This window comes from Nannocystis exedens (assembly GCF_002343915.1).
Lineage (GTDB): Bacteria > Myxococcota_A > Polyangia > Nannocystales > Nannocystaceae > Nannocystis > Nannocystis exedens.
Genome location: NZ_NETK01000001.1, coordinates 260,638 through 275,689 on the forward strand (window position 1 = coordinate 260,638; position 15,052 = coordinate 275,689).

12 protein-coding genes are annotated in these 15,052 nt (G+C 71.8%); 3 read left to right on the plus strand and 9 right to left on the minus strand.

Annotated elements, in window-relative coordinates; all coding sequences use genetic code 11:
- Positions 1-38: 38 nt before the first annotated feature.
- The gene (locus NAEX_RS00975; RefSeq protein WP_096325651.1) at positions 39-2,648 is read right to left on the minus strand and encodes an MXAN_6230/SCO0854 family RING domain-containing protein; all 2,610 of its coding nucleotides are present in this window, start codon (positions 2,646-2,648) and stop codon (positions 39-41) included.
- 170 nt (positions 2,649-2,818) lie between these two features.
- Between NAEX_RS00975 and NAEX_RS00980 the strand changes: the two genes are divergently transcribed.
- Complete coding sequence (locus NAEX_RS00980; RefSeq protein ID WP_096325652.1) at positions 2,819-3,508, plus strand: Dph6-related ATP pyrophosphatase; 690 nt, start codon at positions 2,819-2,821, stop codon at positions 3,506-3,508.
- Between the two features lie 180 nt (positions 3,509-3,688).
- On the opposite strand, the gene NAEX_RS00985 is transcribed toward NAEX_RS00980, so the two are convergent.
- A complete protein-coding gene (locus tag NAEX_RS00985; RefSeq protein ID WP_096325653.1) occupies positions 3,689-4,366 on the minus strand; it encodes a Coq4 family protein in 678 nt (225 codons plus the stop codon).
- Between the two features lie 134 nt (positions 4,367-4,500).
- Here NAEX_RS00985 and NAEX_RS00990 point away from each other — a divergent pair, with 134 nt between their 5' ends.
- On the plus strand, positions 4,501-5,175 hold the full coding sequence (locus NAEX_RS00990) for a TetR/AcrR family transcriptional regulator (protein WP_096325654.1): 675 nt from the start codon (positions 4,501-4,503) through the stop codon (positions 5,173-5,175).
- A 147-nt stretch (positions 5,176-5,322) separates the two neighbouring features.
- Here the strand turns inward: NAEX_RS00990 and NAEX_RS00995 are convergent, their stop codons facing one another.
- Complete coding sequence (locus NAEX_RS00995) at positions 5,323-5,967, minus strand: class I SAM-dependent methyltransferase (RefSeq protein WP_096325655.1); 645 nt, start codon at positions 5,965-5,967, stop codon at positions 5,323-5,325.
- Between the two features lie 173 nt (positions 5,968-6,140).
- Between NAEX_RS00995 and NAEX_RS01000 the strand changes: the two genes are divergently transcribed.
- Positions 6,141-6,560 (plus strand): hypothetical protein, encoded by a 420-nt coding sequence (locus NAEX_RS01000; protein ID WP_143141486.1) that lies wholly within the window; start codon positions 6,141-6,143, stop codon positions 6,558-6,560.
- A gap of 282 nt (positions 6,561-6,842) precedes the next feature.
- On the opposite strand, the gene NAEX_RS47110 is transcribed toward NAEX_RS01000, so the two are convergent.
- The 6 genes from NAEX_RS47110 to NAEX_RS01030 form a co-directional block, all read right to left on the minus strand.
- On the minus strand, positions 6,843-7,967 hold the full coding sequence (locus NAEX_RS47110; RefSeq protein WP_143141487.1) for a hypothetical protein: 1,125 nt from the start codon (positions 7,965-7,967) through the stop codon (positions 6,843-6,845).
- Positions 7,968-8,332: 365 nt separating this feature from the next.
- Positions 8,333-9,592: a hypothetical protein gene (locus NAEX_RS01015; RefSeq protein ID WP_096325659.1), complete on the minus strand. Its 1,260-nt coding sequence runs from the start codon at positions 9,590-9,592 to the stop codon at positions 8,333-8,335.
- A 606-nt stretch (positions 9,593-10,198) separates the two neighbouring features.
- Positions 10,199-11,458, minus strand: coding sequence for a hypothetical protein (locus NAEX_RS52680; RefSeq protein ID WP_245913563.1), 1,260 nt, complete (start codon positions 11,456-11,458; stop codon positions 10,199-10,201).
- A 164-nt stretch (positions 11,459-11,622) separates the two neighbouring features.
- A complete protein-coding gene (locus tag NAEX_RS47120; RefSeq protein ID WP_143141593.1) occupies positions 11,623-11,868 on the minus strand; it encodes a hypothetical protein in 246 nt (81 codons plus the stop codon).
- 662 nt (positions 11,869-12,530) lie between these two features.
- A complete protein-coding gene (locus NAEX_RS01025) occupies positions 12,531-14,396 on the minus strand; it encodes an outer membrane protein assembly factor BamB family protein (RefSeq protein ID WP_096325661.1) in 1,866 nt (621 codons plus the stop codon).
- Positions 14,397-14,826: 430 nt separating this feature from the next.
- On the minus strand, positions 14,827-15,027 hold the full coding sequence (locus NAEX_RS01030; RefSeq protein ID WP_096325662.1) for a hypothetical protein: 201 nt from the start codon (positions 15,025-15,027) through the stop codon (positions 14,827-14,829).
- Between the last annotated feature and the right edge of the window lie 25 nt (positions 15,028-15,052).

A 15,052-nucleotide genomic window follows, 5' to 3' on the forward strand; every position in this document is an offset into this window, starting at 1 on the left:
CGCACGCGCGCCGCAGCGAGGTGCGCCGGCGCCGGCGATCACGACAACAGGTCGCTGGCCGCGATCGGTGCGATCACCCGGTCGCGGAACAGCGCGTAACACACGCTGCCCGGCGGCAGCTCGAGGTCGCCGTGGACCAGCGCCGCGAACACCGGCGCGCCCGAGGCCGCGGGCGACGACGGGGTCGCGCCCTCGCCGGCGCGGATCCGCCGCAAGAACTGCTCCGCCGATTCATTGGCCATACGCGCGAAGCCGCGCACTCTGCCCGCCCCGCGCACGATCACCTGCCGGCCGCGCGCCGCCGCGTGCAGCAGCGCCAGCTCGAACATCGAGATCCGGACCCCGCTGGCGAAGTAGCCGATCATCTCCGGGCAGATCTTCGTGATCGCCTTGTTCGACGTCGCCACGTTGTTCATCTCGAATTGCCCGGTCGAATAGACGTCGAGCCAGTGCATCGTCGATTCGGCGACGTCGAGCACCAGCGGCATGAACACGCCGTTGTCGCCCTGCAGGTCGAACTTGAGCTCGACCTTGCGCGCGTCGAAGTGCTGCCCGCCGAGGTCGCTGCGCAGCATCATCCCGGCCCACGCCCGCTCGAGCCGCGAGAACGCCAGGCCGGCGTAGTTGTTGACGACCGTCACCGCGTAGCGGATCCCGCGGGCTTTGGCGCGCTCGCGGTGGACGTCGACGAATTCGGCGGCGCCGTCGGGGAACGGCGCGCTGCGCAGGTCGCCGGAGCTCTGCGCGATCGGCTGGCCGTCGGGCCCGTCGAACCGCAATTGATAATAGGAGCACACACCGACGTACTCCCACGATTCGTCGTAGAAGGCGACCGACAGGTCGATGTCGGTGGTCTGGCCGGCCTCCGGCTGGCACCAGTGGAGGAACAGCCGCACCACCTCGCCGGCCGGCAGCGCCACCCGCGAGCCGCGCGGCAGCGACACCGCCGCGCGGCTCGCCGTGCGCTCGTTGAACGGCACGACGACGTCGCGCAGCCCCTCGTCGAGCACGCAGGTCTCGAACCCCGGCTTGTCGGCGAGGCGGCGCAGCAGCTCGCGCTCGACCGCCGCGCCCGCCGCCGCGATCGCCCGCGGGGCCAGCGGCGCGCGCCGGTCCGGCGCCGACGTGCCCTTCGTGACCTGTCCCTTGGGCCAGAACACGCGCAGCGCCGTCGGCCGCCCGCGCGCCGGCAGGTGGCCGTGCAGCGTCAACAGCAGGGGGTTGGCCAGCCGCGGCGCCGCCGCGACGAACGCCGAGATCACGACGTCCTGGGCGCCCGCGTCGGCGCCCGCGACCCGCAGCGCGTGGTCGAAGCGCCGGCCCAGCTCGCCGGGGCGCGCCTGCAGCCGCTCGACCATCGCCGCCGCGTCGCCGGCCCGCGCCGCCGCCTCGATCGCCGCGTAGAAGCCGACGAACCGCGGCGCCGGCGTGCCGTCGGGCGCCTTCTTGCGGACCGTGGCGAACGCCCGCGCGACCTTCGGGAACCGCCCGGCGAACTCGTGCGGGTGGAGGAACTGCCCCAGCCACTGCCAGTACGAGCGGTGGCGCAGCATGTCCTCGACGAGCCCGTCGGGGTGCATCGACTCGAGGTGGGCCAGCACGGCTCGCCGCAGCGGCCGCGGCAGCGGCGCCACCTTGAAGCGGTACTTGTGCGTCACCACCGTCACCGTCCGCGCCTTCGGCAGCCGCTCCTGGCCGGCGAACACCTTCTTGAGCCGGGCCTGCAGTCCGCCGGCGGCGGGCTGCTCCGGCGCGGGTTGCTGGACCCGACGCCGCACGACCTCGCCCTGCAGCGACGGGTCGGCGCCGGAGAACACCGCGAGCGTGCGCAGCACGTCGGTCGCGGTCGCCAGGTGGGCCCGCGCCACCGCGAAGGTCGCCGGCGCGTTGCACTTGCGCAGCAGCGCGCCGAAGATCCGCGCCACGTTCTCGCGCACCGCGATCTCGTCCGGCAGCCACGCCAGCACCTGCTCGCCGAACTCGTCCGCGATCGCCCCGAGGTCGCCGGCGTCGACCGGCGACATCACCTGCGTGCGCGCGCAGAACGACTCGAACAGCGCCCGCGCCGCGGCCGGCAGGTCCTCGCCGAGGTCGAGCAGCTTGAAGCGGACCTTCTCGCGCGGCAGGCTGCGCTGGAGCAGCCGCCCCGGCTTGAAGAACGGCGAGTCGCGGTCGACGTGGTGCTCGCACACCGGGCACGCGCTGTAGTTGGCGCCGTCGAAGCAGTGGTCGCAGACCACGTGCATGCACGGGCTCAGCACGTGCGTCGTGCCGACCCGGCGGCAGAACACGCACGGCTGGCCCTCGGCCTGCAGGAAGTGGCTCAGCAGCTTGCGCAGGTACAGCTCCGACGTGTCCCTCGGGACATCCTCGGGGAACCGGCGGAACAGCGGCGTGTAGCGGACGTTCGCCCCGACCTGGGCCGCCAGCGCGGCGGCGACGAGGCGCGGCTGCAGCGCGAGCTCGTCGGGCGCCAGGGTCGCCAGCCGCTGCCGCAGCCGCCGCGACGCCACGTAGCCGAGCTGCGCCAGCTCGAGCTCGATCGCCTGCAGGTGCCGCTCGCTCGCCGTCGCCCGGCCCGGGGCCACGAACACCAGCCCCTGGCGGCGCAGCAGCGCCTCGCGGGTGGCGGTGAAGGTGGCTCCCATGGCGACGGGCGGAGAAAGGTGGAGGTAAGCGTCCGAGCTGTTTTTCTTAAAATGAATGAGAAGGAAGCCCGGACTGAGCCTCCATGGCCAGCGTAGAGCGAGCTCGGCGCCGGCGTCAAGCCGCGCGGCCGCTCGCGGGCTCGCGCGATCTTCTGCTACGAACGAGCGCGATGCCGCGAGAGCGCGCCCGAACGATCCTCGCCTGGAGCGGCGGCAAGGACTCCGCGTGGGCCGGCGTCGCGCTCGCCCGCGACCCGGCCGTCGAGCTCGTCGGCCTGCTCACCACCACGCGCGCGGACGACGAGCGCGTCGTCATGCACCGCACCCCGCGGGCCGCCCTGCTGGCCCAGGCCGACGCGCTCGGCCTGCCGCTGTGGGAGGTCGCCCTGCCCGACCCGTGCCCCAACGCGACCTACGAGGCGAAGATGACGGCCGTGATCGCCCGCGCCCGCGCCGAGCAGGTCGAGGCGATCGCGTTCGGCGACCTGTTCCTGGCCGACATCCGGGCTTACCGCGAGGACATGCTCCGAGGGACAGGTCTGCGCGCCGTCTTCCCGCTGTGGGGCGAGGACACCGGCGCCCTCGCGCGGGCGATGATCGCCGGCGGACTGCGGGCCACCGTGGTCGCCGTCGACCTCGCCCGCCTGTCCGCCGCCTGGCTCGGCCGGAGCTTCGATCGCGAGCTGTTGGCCGCGCTGCCGCCCGACGTCGACCCGTGCGGCGAGCGCGGCGAGTTCCACACCCTCGTCACCGACCTGCCGGGCTTCGCCCACCCGCTCGCGCTCCGCCACGGCGCCGTGTTCGAGCGCGACGGCCACGCCTTCCTCGACGTCGCCCTCGACGCCGACCCGCACGGCTAGTCCACGCGCATGCCCTCCGGGACATGTTCGATCGATACTACCGCGCTCGCGCCCACGCACATGTCCTCATGGACATGTCCTGTCCAACACCCAAGCTCGCGCCGACGCACCTGTCCGCCGGACACGTCCACCTGCCTCCTCGACATGTCCTCCGGGACATGTCGCGCCCCCGGCGGGCGCTCAGGCCATCGCCTTGGCCGGCGGCTTGGCGAGGAGCCGGTTGGCCAGCCAGCTCTCGTGCCCTGGCGCGATCGCGGCGACCGTCTCGGGGCGCACCCCGAGCCGCCGGCGCGCCTCCGTCAGCGGGACCGGCAGCAGGTCCTCGAGCCGCGCCTCGAGCATCGGCTCGGCCTCCTTGGCCATGCGCAGCCCGACGCGGACGTTGTGCCACACCCCGGGGATGTGCAGCGGCATCAGCAGCGAGTAGATCACGGTGCTCAGCCACAGCATCGCCGACGACGAGCCGAAGCCCTGCCCGATCATGAACGCGAACACCCCGATCTCGCCGGCCGGCGTGGTCGGGAAGCCGGTCAGCACGTGGACCAGGTCGTGCGTGGTCGTGTAGCGCAGCGCCAGCGGGTTGTCGGCCAGGCGCCGCTTCATCTCGTCGCTGATCACCAGCGGCTCGAGGTTGTTGCGGTCGAGCTGGTGGGCGAACGCGCGGCCGACCGTGCCCTCGGGCAGCGCCCGCAGCGCGGCCAGGTCGACCTCGAGGCACGGCGCCGGCAGCGTGTGCAGGCGGTCGTTGCCGGTGTGCTTCGGTCCGGCCAGGTAAGCGAACTTCAGCGCCGCGATGTCGCCGAGCGGCCGGCCCTCGCGCTGCATGCGGCTGAGCTCGCGCATTTCACTCCATTTCATCTTCTTGTCTCCTGAGGCCCGCGCGGGCGGCGGAGCGGGCGCGCGGTTTCGCGCCGGTTGCGGCTCCAAACGGCTCTCCGACGGGCTCTCGAGCAGTATTGACTAACTGACTGGTTCTGTCAAATTGGTCAGCAATGAATTTCGAGAGCCTCGCCGAGATGCGCGCCGTCCTCGAGGACGCGGTGGGTGACATCGACCCCGAGAGCAGCAAGGGCAAGAAGCGGCTGAAGATCATCGAGGCCGCGGTCGGCCTGTTCGTCGCCCACGGCTACCGCAAGACCAGCATCGACGACATCGCCCGCGCCGCCGGCATCGCCAAGGGCACGGTCTACCTCTACTTCACCACCAAGCTCGACGTCCTCTACGTCGCCTGCGCCTACGAGAAGCTGCGGCTGTTCGCCCTGCTCGACGGCTTCGAGGCCCCCACCCTCGACGCGCGGGAGCGCCTGCGGCAGTGGGTGCGCGCCTCGATCCTCATGGTCGCCGCCTCGCCGCTGCTCACCCGCGCCTCCGCCGGCGACCCCGACATGCTGGCCGCGCTGGTCGAGGCCATGCCCGAGCGCGTCGGCCAGGCCATGGCCGACGCCAACAGCTTCATGGGTCACCTCCTCGACGCCGCCGTCGCGCCGGCGCAGTGGACCGACGAGGAGCGGCACGCCCGCTCCGTCGTCCTCCAGGCGCTGACCCGCTTCGCCCCGCTCGTGCGCGACGACCCGCTGCGCCAGGGCCTGAGCATCGAGCAATTCGCCGAGACCCTCGCCGACGTGTTCGTCGACGGCATGCGCGTCCCCGACCGCGCGCGCGCCTGAGGCTCGCGCGGCGCCGCGGCCCGCCGCGAGCCGGGCCGCCGCTCACCGCGACGACGACCGGGCTGTCTCTCGGGACATCTCTCGACGCGGGCCTGCGTGCGCACCGCGCCGGGATTACCTGTCCCTCGGGACATCTCCCGACGCGGGCTACGTCCGCACCGCCGCCACCTCGAGCAGCACCGGCTGGCCGCGGCGGCGCGCCAGCTTGGCGCTGGCCGACGGATCGGCGTACCAGTCGGTCGCCGACACCAGCGTCCACGCAGCGCCCATCGCCGCGTGGAGCTCCGCCACGTCGTGCAGGTAGCTCGGCAGGTACAGGTCCTCGCCCTCGTGGTGGAAGTGGGCGCGCCCGCCGTCGGCGCGCCAGCGCGGGTGGATCTCGAAGACGTGCAGCCAGCCGCCCGGTCGCACCGCCCGGGCCGCCGCGGCCAGCAGCGGCGCCACGTCCTCCGCGTGCTCGAGCACGAGGCTCAGCAGCGCGCCGTCGAACCCGTGCAGCTCCAGCGCCTCGGCGGCGTCGCGGTGGACGAAGCGGGCCCGCGGGTCGGGCACGTTGCGGGCGGCAGCCGCCAGCATCCCCGGCGACACGTCGACGCCGACGTACTCCTCGAACCCGCGCGCCAGCAGGAACGGCGCGTTGCGCCCCGTCCCGCACCCGAGCTCGAGCACGCGCCGCCCCTCCGGGTGCCAGCGCCGCATCGCCACGGCCGTCATCGCCACCAGCGGGTTGTCGATGCGGTCGTACGTGGACGCCCACAAATCATAGCCTTGAACGACGTCGGTGGTCCTCATGTGTCCTCCCTGCGGGATTACCCGGTCGCGTCACGCGATTGGGGGCACTTTGCGTCCGCCAGACGTGCCCGCGGTATAGTCAATCCGCCCCGTCCTGGCAACCCGCCGCGGGCCGGCGGCGCGCTGGCCGTGCGTCGCGTCCATCGGCGCCGCACTCGGCTAGACTCTCCGCCGTGGCGGACCCCCCCGACGACCCGGCGGAGAGCACCCGGCGCCGTCCCGGGGAAGCATGGCTCGCGCACCAGGAGCGCCTCGCGCACCTCGCGCGAGTGGCCCAGGGCCTCGGGCCCGAGCGCGGGGCCGAATTGCTGCGGCGCGTGTGGGCGGCCGCGGAGTACCGCGACGTCTTCTGGCAGATCGCCACGCTCGTGGTGACGTGGGGCGCGGGCAGCGTCGCATTCCTGCGGGCGAGACTCGCGGAGGACCCGTCGCGCACGATCGGCGTCGTCGTGCAGGCGAAGTCCTACGGCGCGGAGGGGCTCGACGCGCTGCTCCCCGACCTTCGCGCGCTCGCCTCGGCCCCCGACCCGGACCTGGCGGAAGCCGCGGCCGGCGCCTGCGACTGGCTCGACGGCACCCGCGACGGCGCCTGAGGCCGTCCGAGCTCGACCCTGGACCGCGCTGCCGCGCCCCGGCGTGATCGGGGCCGTGCGCAGCCCCCGGGAGGCGCGCGGACGACCCGTGGTGCGGGTCGGCTCCGACATGTCTCTTCGACCAGCCCGTCGGACCCGCGGACGACCGGCCCGCGCGCGGCTCGACGTCGATGAACACGTCTCTTCGGCCAGCCCACCGGACCCGCGGGCGACGGCCGCGCGGTCGTTCCGCACGAACATGTCTCTTCGGCCAGCCGTCCGCGACCGCGCCGCCCGTCGGGCTCACATCGGGATCGGCACCAGCTCGGCCGCGAAGCGGAAGATGAGGAACTGGTGGTCGGGGTTGCCGCCGCCGCCCGGCCACATGAACGGGCTCTGCGGCGGCTTCACGTTGGCCGGGTCCCAGTTGAACCACATCCACTTCGCCTCGGCCGGCATGTCCATCGGGCACACCAGCGGGAACTCGTTGCCGGCCATCGGCCCGCCGTTGTACGGCGTCGTGTTGTCCTCGCCGAACGCGACCGCGCCGTACTGCGTGCCGACCTCGTCGACCCAGCCGACGCTGGTCGTGTTCGGGTCGAGCGCGCCCTGGTTGCACTTGACGATGTGGTCGTTGATCACCTGAAGCGACGGCCCGCCGCTGCCCGGCTGGTAGTCGACCCCGGTCGCGCACACCTCCCAGCCCTCGGTGCCGGTGAACACGTCCTCGCCGAAGTTGCCGCCGCCGTCCTTGCGGCGGAAGCGGGCCAGCACGCCCTGCGTCACCGACGAGTCGGCCCAGGCGATGATGTAGAGGAAGCTGGCGTTGTCGGCCTCCTCGTAGGGCACCACGTACTTCTCCGGTCCCTCGCCGCAGTTGAAGATCTGCCCCGCCGTCGTGTTCTCGATCCCGCCCCAGTACATCGAGATGTTGTCGTCGGTGCCGTACGCGAACCCGTAGGCGTTGTCGGCGGTGATCACGATCTCGATGTCGCTGGCCGGCTCGCCGGTCGTCTCCGTCGTCTCGCCGGTCGTCGTCGTCGTCGTCGTCTCACCCGTCGTCGTCGTCGTCCCGTCCGTGGTGGTGCTCGTCGTCGTCCCCGGCTCGCTGGTGCCGGTCGTCGTCGTGTCCGAGGTCGTCGTGTCGACGCCCTGCGTGGTCGTCGTCGTCTCGTCGGTGGTCGACACGCCGGTGCCCTCGGTGCCGACCGTGCTGGTCCCGCCGGTCGGGTCGTCGGTCGTCTGCGTGGTCGTCGTCGGGTTCACGTTGCCCGTCGTCGGCTCGGTCGCGGTGCCGGTCGTCGTCGACGCCTCGCTCGCCGTCCCGGCGCTGGTATCGCCGGAGTCCGGGCAGCCGCTCGCCAGCAGCGACAACACGGCGATCGAGCGCGACGATTGAGCAACTTGCAAAAAACAGTCTCTCAACATGACGCCACGTTACCCGATCGCGCGAAACGGCGGCGATCGATCGGCGTCGCGGTCACGATCGCGCCGACCGGCGCCCGGGCCGACCGCCTCCGTGCCGCCCCGATTCGGGCGTCCCCCGGGGCCGTCGTCCGCCGGGCCGCCGGCGCTCGTCGCGGGGACATCCACCGGTCTACCGACGCGATCGCGCGGGCCGGTCCCGGGCCCGCAAAGCGCGAAGGACCGATTCGCGGTAGCGCGAATCGATCCGACGCGTCACGCGCGGGGCCGCCGCGCGCATCGATCGGACCGCGGAGCGTCGCGCGGACCGGCGAGGACTCCCCTGCGCTCGCCGCTCGCGCGCCGCTCCGCGGTCTCACCGGCCGCGCTCAGCGCCCGCCGCCGGCCAGCTGCATGAGCTGCTCGACCTCGCTGTACGAGACCACCCCGGCCACCGTCGTGTCCTTCTTCGTCATCGGCCGCCACACGAAGTCCGGGTGGCGGCGCTTCGACCCGCCGACCCACTCGCCGCCGATGATCCGACCGACGCCGTCGAGCTCGAGGATGTAGTCGTAGCGCTCGGTGAACGTGAACGTCGCGATGTTTTCGACCAGCTGTTGGTTATAGCCCGGGCCCGCCTCGTTGATCCAGTAGACCTCCGTGCGGACGCGCCGCAGCTCCGCGGCGTTGGGGTTGAAGCGGTACTCCGAGCCGCCCCGGCCGAGCATGTCGTTCGCGGTCGCGGCCGAGACCTGCTCGTCGCGGGTCACCTTGTAGCCGACCACCGGGTGGTTCCAGACCTCGCGGTCGTAGGTGCGGTCGAACACGAACGAGTCGCCCTGGATTCCGAGCATGTTGGTCAGCGCGACGTGGAAGCTGCCGGCGTTGGTGTCCTGGCACGCCTGGCTCTTGATGCTGCCCTTCGTGTTGCAGCGCAGCGACATGAAGCGGACCGACAGGCCCTCGGTGTAGGTCAGGCTGATGAGCGCCTTGAGGTCGGAGATCTCGAAGTGGACCCCGTTGTAGGTGACGCCGTGCTCGGGCTCGCGCTCCATGATCGCGGCGGGCGCCCACGCGTGGCACAGGCCCATCCACGTCTCGATGCAGCGGCCGCGCGACTCGCCGCGCCGGCGCCCGCACACGCGCCCCTTCACGTTCGCGCAGTCGGAGTCGTAGCGGCACGACTTGGTGCCTTCGATGCTGCCGATGCCGAACCGGCTGGAGATCACCGCGCCGACCCCCGCGCGGCCGAACGCCGCCCCGTACTTCTCGGCCGGCGAGCGGATCTTCGAGCCCGCCCAGCGGTAGTTGATGCTGTCGTTGTAGGTCGGCCAGTAGTAGCCCGGCCACGGCGCGCGCTCCGCCCAGCCCTCGCGCGGCAGATCGTCGAGCTCGTAATTGAAGTCCTTGCTCAGGAGGCGGGGGTCGTCCGCCTTCGTCCAACCCTCGCGGTAAAGCAGCGCCTCCTCCTGCTCCTCGGTGAGCGCCGGCTCGTCTTCCTCGTCGGCGGCGAGCTCGTCGGTCTCGTCGAGCGGCTCGTCACAGGCGGACAGCCCCGAGCAGAGCATGCCGAGCGCCAGCGCGGCGCGGAAGGTGAGACGGCCCGCGAGACGGCTCGCGGAGGATGAGGATGGAATCGTGAATGACATGAGACACCTCGAAAAAAAATGGTCTGACCGATTCGCACGTTCTCCGTCGTCGTCAGCGGCAGCATCGCCGCCGGGTCCTCGGGAGCGACATCGAGGCGGAGCGGTCGTCACGCAGCGTCGAGCGACAGCCTCGCATGATTCTCCTCTCGTCTCGCAGCGCCGGTGAGGCCCCGCCGAAGCGGTCCCCTGCGTGAGCGCGATTCACAGGATCGACGGATCGATCCGGACAATGACGGCAGTGCGACGGTGTCGGAGTCGGCTCACCGAGACGACAGGCGAGCGCGGCGCGGCATGGGTCGCACGGAGGAGACCGGCGGGAGATCCATCCAGTCGAGGTCAGCGTGACGGTCGCCGGTAGGGTTTACGACGAGCCGCGGGGGCGAGGCCGCCGCGGGGGTTCGTCGCCGAGTCGGGGAGGTGCGCTCGATCTGCCGTTCGGGCGCTGCGCCGGGTGGCGCCGAGACTCGGGGGAATGGGTCAGCGGATCAGCGACGAGGCGAGGTCCTCGCCGCTCGAAGCGGAGCGCCCGAGCGGGCTCGAGCGCTCCGCTGCTGGCGGGCCGGCGCGATCGTCAGGCGATCGTCGGGCCGACCCGCCGCGGTCGGCTCACTTGCCGACGTGCTTGCCGACGCCCTGCGTCACCAGCATCACGCACTCCGAGCCGGTGACGTACACCAGATCCTGGTCGAACTGGCCCGGGGTGACCGGATTCGGCTCCTTGCCGAAGCCCTGGGTGTAGCCCGGCTTACCCCAGCGCTGACCGTACCCCGGCTTGCCGATGGTCTGGTCCTTGCCGAAGCCCTGGTCGACGTCCTTGCCGAAGCCCTGGTCGACGTCCTTGCCGAAGCCCTGGTCGACGTCCTTGCCGAAGCCCTGGTCGACGTCCTTGCCGAAGCCCTGGTCGACGTCCTTGCCGAAGCCCTGGTCGACGTCCTTGCCGTAGCCCTGCTGGCCGTAGCCCTGCTGGCCGTAGCCCTGGCCCCAGCGCTTGCCGAAGCCCGGCTTGCCGATCGTCTGGTCCAGATCCTTGCCGATCGTCTGGTCCAGATCCTTGCCGATCGTCTGGTCCAGATCCTTGCCGATCGTCTGGTCCAGATCCTTGCCGATCGTCTGATCCAGATCCTGGCCGATCGTCTGGTCCAGATCCTGGCCGAGCTCGTCCTCGACCATCTTGCCGATGTTCTGGTCGATGTTCGGGCCGATGTTCTGGTCGAGGTCCTGGAGCAGCTCCTGCTCGACCTTGCCGACGTTCTTGCCGATCGTCTGGTCGAGATCCTGACCGAGCTCCTGGTCCAGATCCTTGCCGATGTTCTGGTCGAGGTCCTGCACCAGCTCCTGCTCAAACTCCTCCTCGAGCTTGCCGATGTTCTGGTCCATCTCGTGCTTGCCGAAGCCCTGGCCCATGTCGCCCTTGCCGAAGCCCTGGCCGATGTCGCCCTTGCCGAAGCCCTGGCCGATGTCGCCCTTGCCGATGTTCTGGTCGATATCCGGCATCACCCCCGGGAGGACCGGCGGGTGGACGTCTTTGCCGAGGCCCTGGCCGACGTCTTGATCGAAGCCCTGGCCGCCGCTCCAGCGCTCACAGACCGCCACGCCCGAGTCGTCGCACGCGCTGCGGCAGCGGCTGGCGTCTTCGGAGTCCGCCGCCACGTCGCACGCCGCCAGGCACTCCTCGGCGTCGAGGATCGTGCACGAGCGGTTCTGGGTCAGCTGCTCCACCTCGGCCAGGCAGGTCTCGAGCTGCAGCAGTTCGTTTTGACCGTAGCCCTGATGGCTACCACCCCACCGAGCTTCGTCCGAGGCCGTCGCCGTGACAGGCATCGAGAACGCGAGCGCGGGGAACAATACAAGAATGGTACGCAACATGGGAGGGTTTCCTTTCTCTGTCTCGAAAGCAGCCGGCGGGTCAATCCCGCCTGAGCTCTTCCGGACGAACTATTGGTTGGTAGTCCCGGGTAGGCAAAGCTACGGTGTGGTGGAGCGCAAACGACGACAACGACCATCATTGAGATAACCCCCTCTCCGTGCTATTACAGCCGCGAATTCCAGGGAATTGCCGGGGCCTCGCCGCGGCGGCGGGGCGCGCGGAGAACCGCACGAACGGGCTTTATTTCCGCCGCTGCGACCGCCTCGCCGACTGCTATCAATGTCGTCCGCCTGGCGCGATCGTCGGTCGCGCCGGAGTCGTCCGCGCCTGCGCGATATCGAATGTCGTTCGCCGATCGATCGCGCGAATATGCCAGCACATCGCCGCCGCGATCAATCTGCCAGTGCATCGATTCCTTCTATAGGAGCGAGCCACCGGCGAGCGCGTGGCAATGCTCGTCGCCTTCGCGGCGCTCGCCGCGGCCGCGTCGACGCCCTCACCAAGAGCCGCTCGCCGCCCCCGCACGTCGGCCGCCGCGCGGGCCGGATCGCCGCGGCCGCCCGTCGTCCCGCCGCGTGCGGCCCTCCTCCGCCGCCCGCACGCGTCCCGTCGGCGGCCCGCCTCAGGGCCCCCGACGGGCAGCCGCCGGCGACTCCCGGTGCGCGGCAGCCGACCTCCGCGGCGCCTCGGCGGTACGCTCGAACAGCGAGGCCCCGCCCGCGGCGAACGCCCGGACAGCGCGATGACGCGGGCCCATCCAGCGCCGCCGCGCCGACCTGCCCGCCCCTCCCGCCGCCGTCGCGTCGACGGGCGACAATCCCCTCGTCACCGCCAACCCGGCAACCACCCGCCCTGCAGGCGCGCCTCGCTCCGTCGCTGTCACCTTGAACATGCTCGACGAGACCTAACCGTCGAGCATGTCCATTCACTCGCTCTATTCGCGCTCGTCCAACGTCGTCATGAAGCCTGCCCGGACATGTCGAAACGAACATGACTCTTTCGCCATGTCTCTGTGGGCATGTCCTTCCGCACATCCGCGGACCGGCCGCGTGAGCCCGGCTCGTCCTCGCGCTACCGCCGGTGACGCCGGCGTCGCCCTCGCACGAGCCATGGCAGCGCCAGCAGCCACCCGGCGCCGCCCGCGTTCGCGCTGCGGCAGCCGCAGCCCTCCGCGCCCGGGTCGTCCTGCCCGCCGGTCTCGCCGGCCGAGGACCCTCCGTCGCCGCCCTCGTCCTCGCCCGTCTCCGCGCCCGTCGACGTCTCCTCTGGCGCCGTCGTCGGCGCCGCGCCGGAGCTCGCGCCCGTCTCGCCGGTGCTCGTGCCCGGCTCGCCGGTCGCGTCGGAGCTGCCCCCCGGATCCGGCTCACCGGTGGTGCCGCCCTCGCCCTCCGTCTCCTCCCCCGGATCCGTCGCCGCCTCGATCTCGACCGCGTACAGCCAGCCGTACACGTCCTCGTCGGGCTGCCCGCCGATTGCGGTGCTGACGTACGCCCGCGAGCCGTCGGCCGTGAACCGCGCCCGCGCGCTCGGCATCTGATAGGTCCCGTTCTCGATCGGGAACATGATCTTCCACAATTGCGCCCCCGTCGCCGCCTCGTAGGCGACGAGCTCCCCGTCGGGCGCGATGTTCATCCCGTCGATCAGGATCGTGTCGCCGTCGGGGCTCAGCGACGGTCCCAGCCGCGAGCCCGGGTCCATCCAGCTCTCCCAGCGCAGCGAGCCCTGGGCGTCGAGCGACGTCAAGTACGCCCCGTCGTGCATCACGTACAGGTTGCCGTCGGCGTCGAACTCGGGCGTCGACACCACGTTGCCGGGGTCCGGATGATACGACCACACCCGCTCGCCGCCGCCGGGCTCGTACGCGTGCAGCCCCCAGCCGTCGGGGAGCCCCCAGCTCGACAGATACACGCGACCGTCCGGCCCCACCGCCACCTGCCCGCGAGGAGAGAACGAGCCCGACATCGATTGCACGTACGTCGCGAATCGCTGCTGTCCGTCGAGGCCGAAGCCGAACAGGAACGGCGGCGTCGGCATCCCATGATAAATGTCGCCGAGCGTCACCGCGAAGTACGCCTGGTCGTTCGGCCCGTTCGCGCGCGACGGCCCGAACAGCAGCTCGTGCGAGCGCTCGTAGTACCCGCCGCTCAGCGACGGCTCCCCGGCGCTGCTCCACACCAATTCCCCGGAGGGCTTGATCCGCTGCAGCCCGCCGCCGGGCGCCGTCACCGCCCAGTACACGTCGCCCTCCGGTCCGACCGCCGGCCCCGACACGGTGTTGGCCCACGACTCGTTCAGGATCCACTTCAGCGTCCCGTCGGGCGCCAGCGCGTGCAATTGCAGGTCCGGGCCGAGCGGGTCGATCCCCACGTAGCTCGACCCGTCGGCGCCGACCGCCACCGGTCCCTCGCTGCCGCTGCCGTGCTCGTGACCGGCCTGCCGCGGCCCGTCGTGGATCCATTTCAGGAGGCCGTCGGGCGCGAGCGCGTACACGAACCCGAGCGCGTCGACGGCGATCACCGTCCCGTCCGGGCCGATCCCGCTGCGGTGGCCGATCGACATCCCGTCGACCTGGAACCGCCACGCGATCCGCCCGTCCGGCGGCGGCAGCGGCTCGATCGTCAGCGGCACCGCCTCGCTCGCGCCCTCGCTGGTGATCACGCGCAGCGTCGTGTCCCCGAGCGGCACGTCCTGCGTGACGTAGGCGCTGATCGCCGTGTCCTCCCAGCGCGCGGTCGCCACCGGCACGCCCCCGATCTCCACGCGCGCGCCCTGGACCAGCCCGGGCGCCTTGCCGAAGTCGGCGCCGGCGATCCGCACGCGCCCGTTTTGCGTCACGGAGGCCGACGAGAGCGAGGTGATGTGCGGCGGCGCGGCCAGCACGGACGGCGCGATCGCAAGCACCGCGCAGAGGGTGGAGAACTGCAACACGAGACGCATCGAAGAACCTCGAAAGAGCGCGCGGCCGCCGGGGCCGCGCTCCCCCCTCAGTCCCCGTGGCCTCGTCGCTGTTACAACCTTTTCGCGGCACCTGTCGCGCGCGCCGGCCGCCGCGCGGCCTCACGAACTCGGACCTACATCCTGCACAGGCGCGCCGGAGTTGCCCCCGAGACACGGATCGGCAGTATCGACATCACGCCCGGAGCAGCTCGGGCCACCGGCCCGATGACGCATGATTCATGGCAGGGCAGCCGCCGATCATTGCCTCGTCTCGCAGCACTCACGATCGGTCCCGTGACGCACGACCGCGAGGACTCGCAGACGCGGCGAGCCGCCGGACGCGATGCACCGCCCGCTCGTCGACCGCCCGCATGCGGGTATGGCGGCCGGCGTCCCTCGGCCCGAGGATCGAAATCACCTGACCCTTCGGTCAGCCTTCCCCCTCGCTCGGCCCCTCGTGCTCCCAGCGCACGATCGGCCGCCCGTGCAGCGGCAGCCGCGTCCCCGTGTTCTCGCACCGCGGACAACGCAGCGCCTCGGGCACGGGCATCGGCGCGCACGCGCTCGCCCGCCCCGCGACCACCTGCACTTCGGGACAGCCGCAGCGCGGGCACGCCGGCGCCGCGTTCACGGCGACCCCCCGCGGCCCAGCACCC

What these genes read in the sequence shown, in the direction of transcription:
- NAEX_RS01015 (WP_096325659.1), bottom strand. Translation starts at nt 9,592, where the DNA reads ATGTCATTCACGATTCCATCCTCATCCTCCGCGAGCCGTCTCGCGGGC.
- NAEX_RS00995 (WP_096325655.1), bottom strand. Translation starts at nt 5,967, where the DNA reads ATGAGGACCACCGACGTCGTTCAAGGCTATGATTTGTGGGCGTCCACG.
- NAEX_RS00980 (WP_096325652.1), top strand. Translation starts at nt 2,819, where the DNA reads ATGCCGCGAGAGCGCGCCCGAACGATCCTCGCCTGGAGCGGCGGCAAG.
- NAEX_RS52680 (WP_245913563.1), bottom strand. Translation starts at nt 11,458, where the DNA reads ATGTTGCGTACCATTCTTGTATTGTTCCCCGCGCTCGCGTTCTCGATG.
- NAEX_RS01025 (WP_096325661.1), bottom strand. Translation starts at nt 14,396, where the DNA reads ATGCGTCTCGTGTTGCAGTTCTCCACCCTCTGCGCGGTGCTTGCGATC.
- NAEX_RS00990 (WP_096325654.1), top strand. Translation starts at nt 4,501, where the DNA reads ATGAATTTCGAGAGCCTCGCCGAGATGCGCGCCGTCCTCGAGGACGCG.
- NAEX_RS00975 (WP_096325651.1), bottom strand. Translation starts at nt 2,648, where the DNA reads ATGGGAGCCACCTTCACCGCCACCCGCGAGGCGCTGCTGCGCCGCCAG.
- NAEX_RS47110 (WP_143141487.1), bottom strand. Translation starts at nt 7,967, where the DNA reads ATGTTGAGAGACTGTTTTTTGCAAGTTGCTCAATCGTCGCGCTCGATC.
- NAEX_RS00985 (WP_096325653.1), bottom strand. Translation starts at nt 4,366, where the DNA reads ATGAAATGGAGTGAAATGCGCGAGCTCAGCCGCATGCAGCGCGAGGGC.
- NAEX_RS47120 (WP_143141593.1), bottom strand. Translation starts at nt 11,868, where the DNA reads ATGCACTGGCAGATTGATCGCGGCGGCGATGTGCTGGCATATTCGCGC.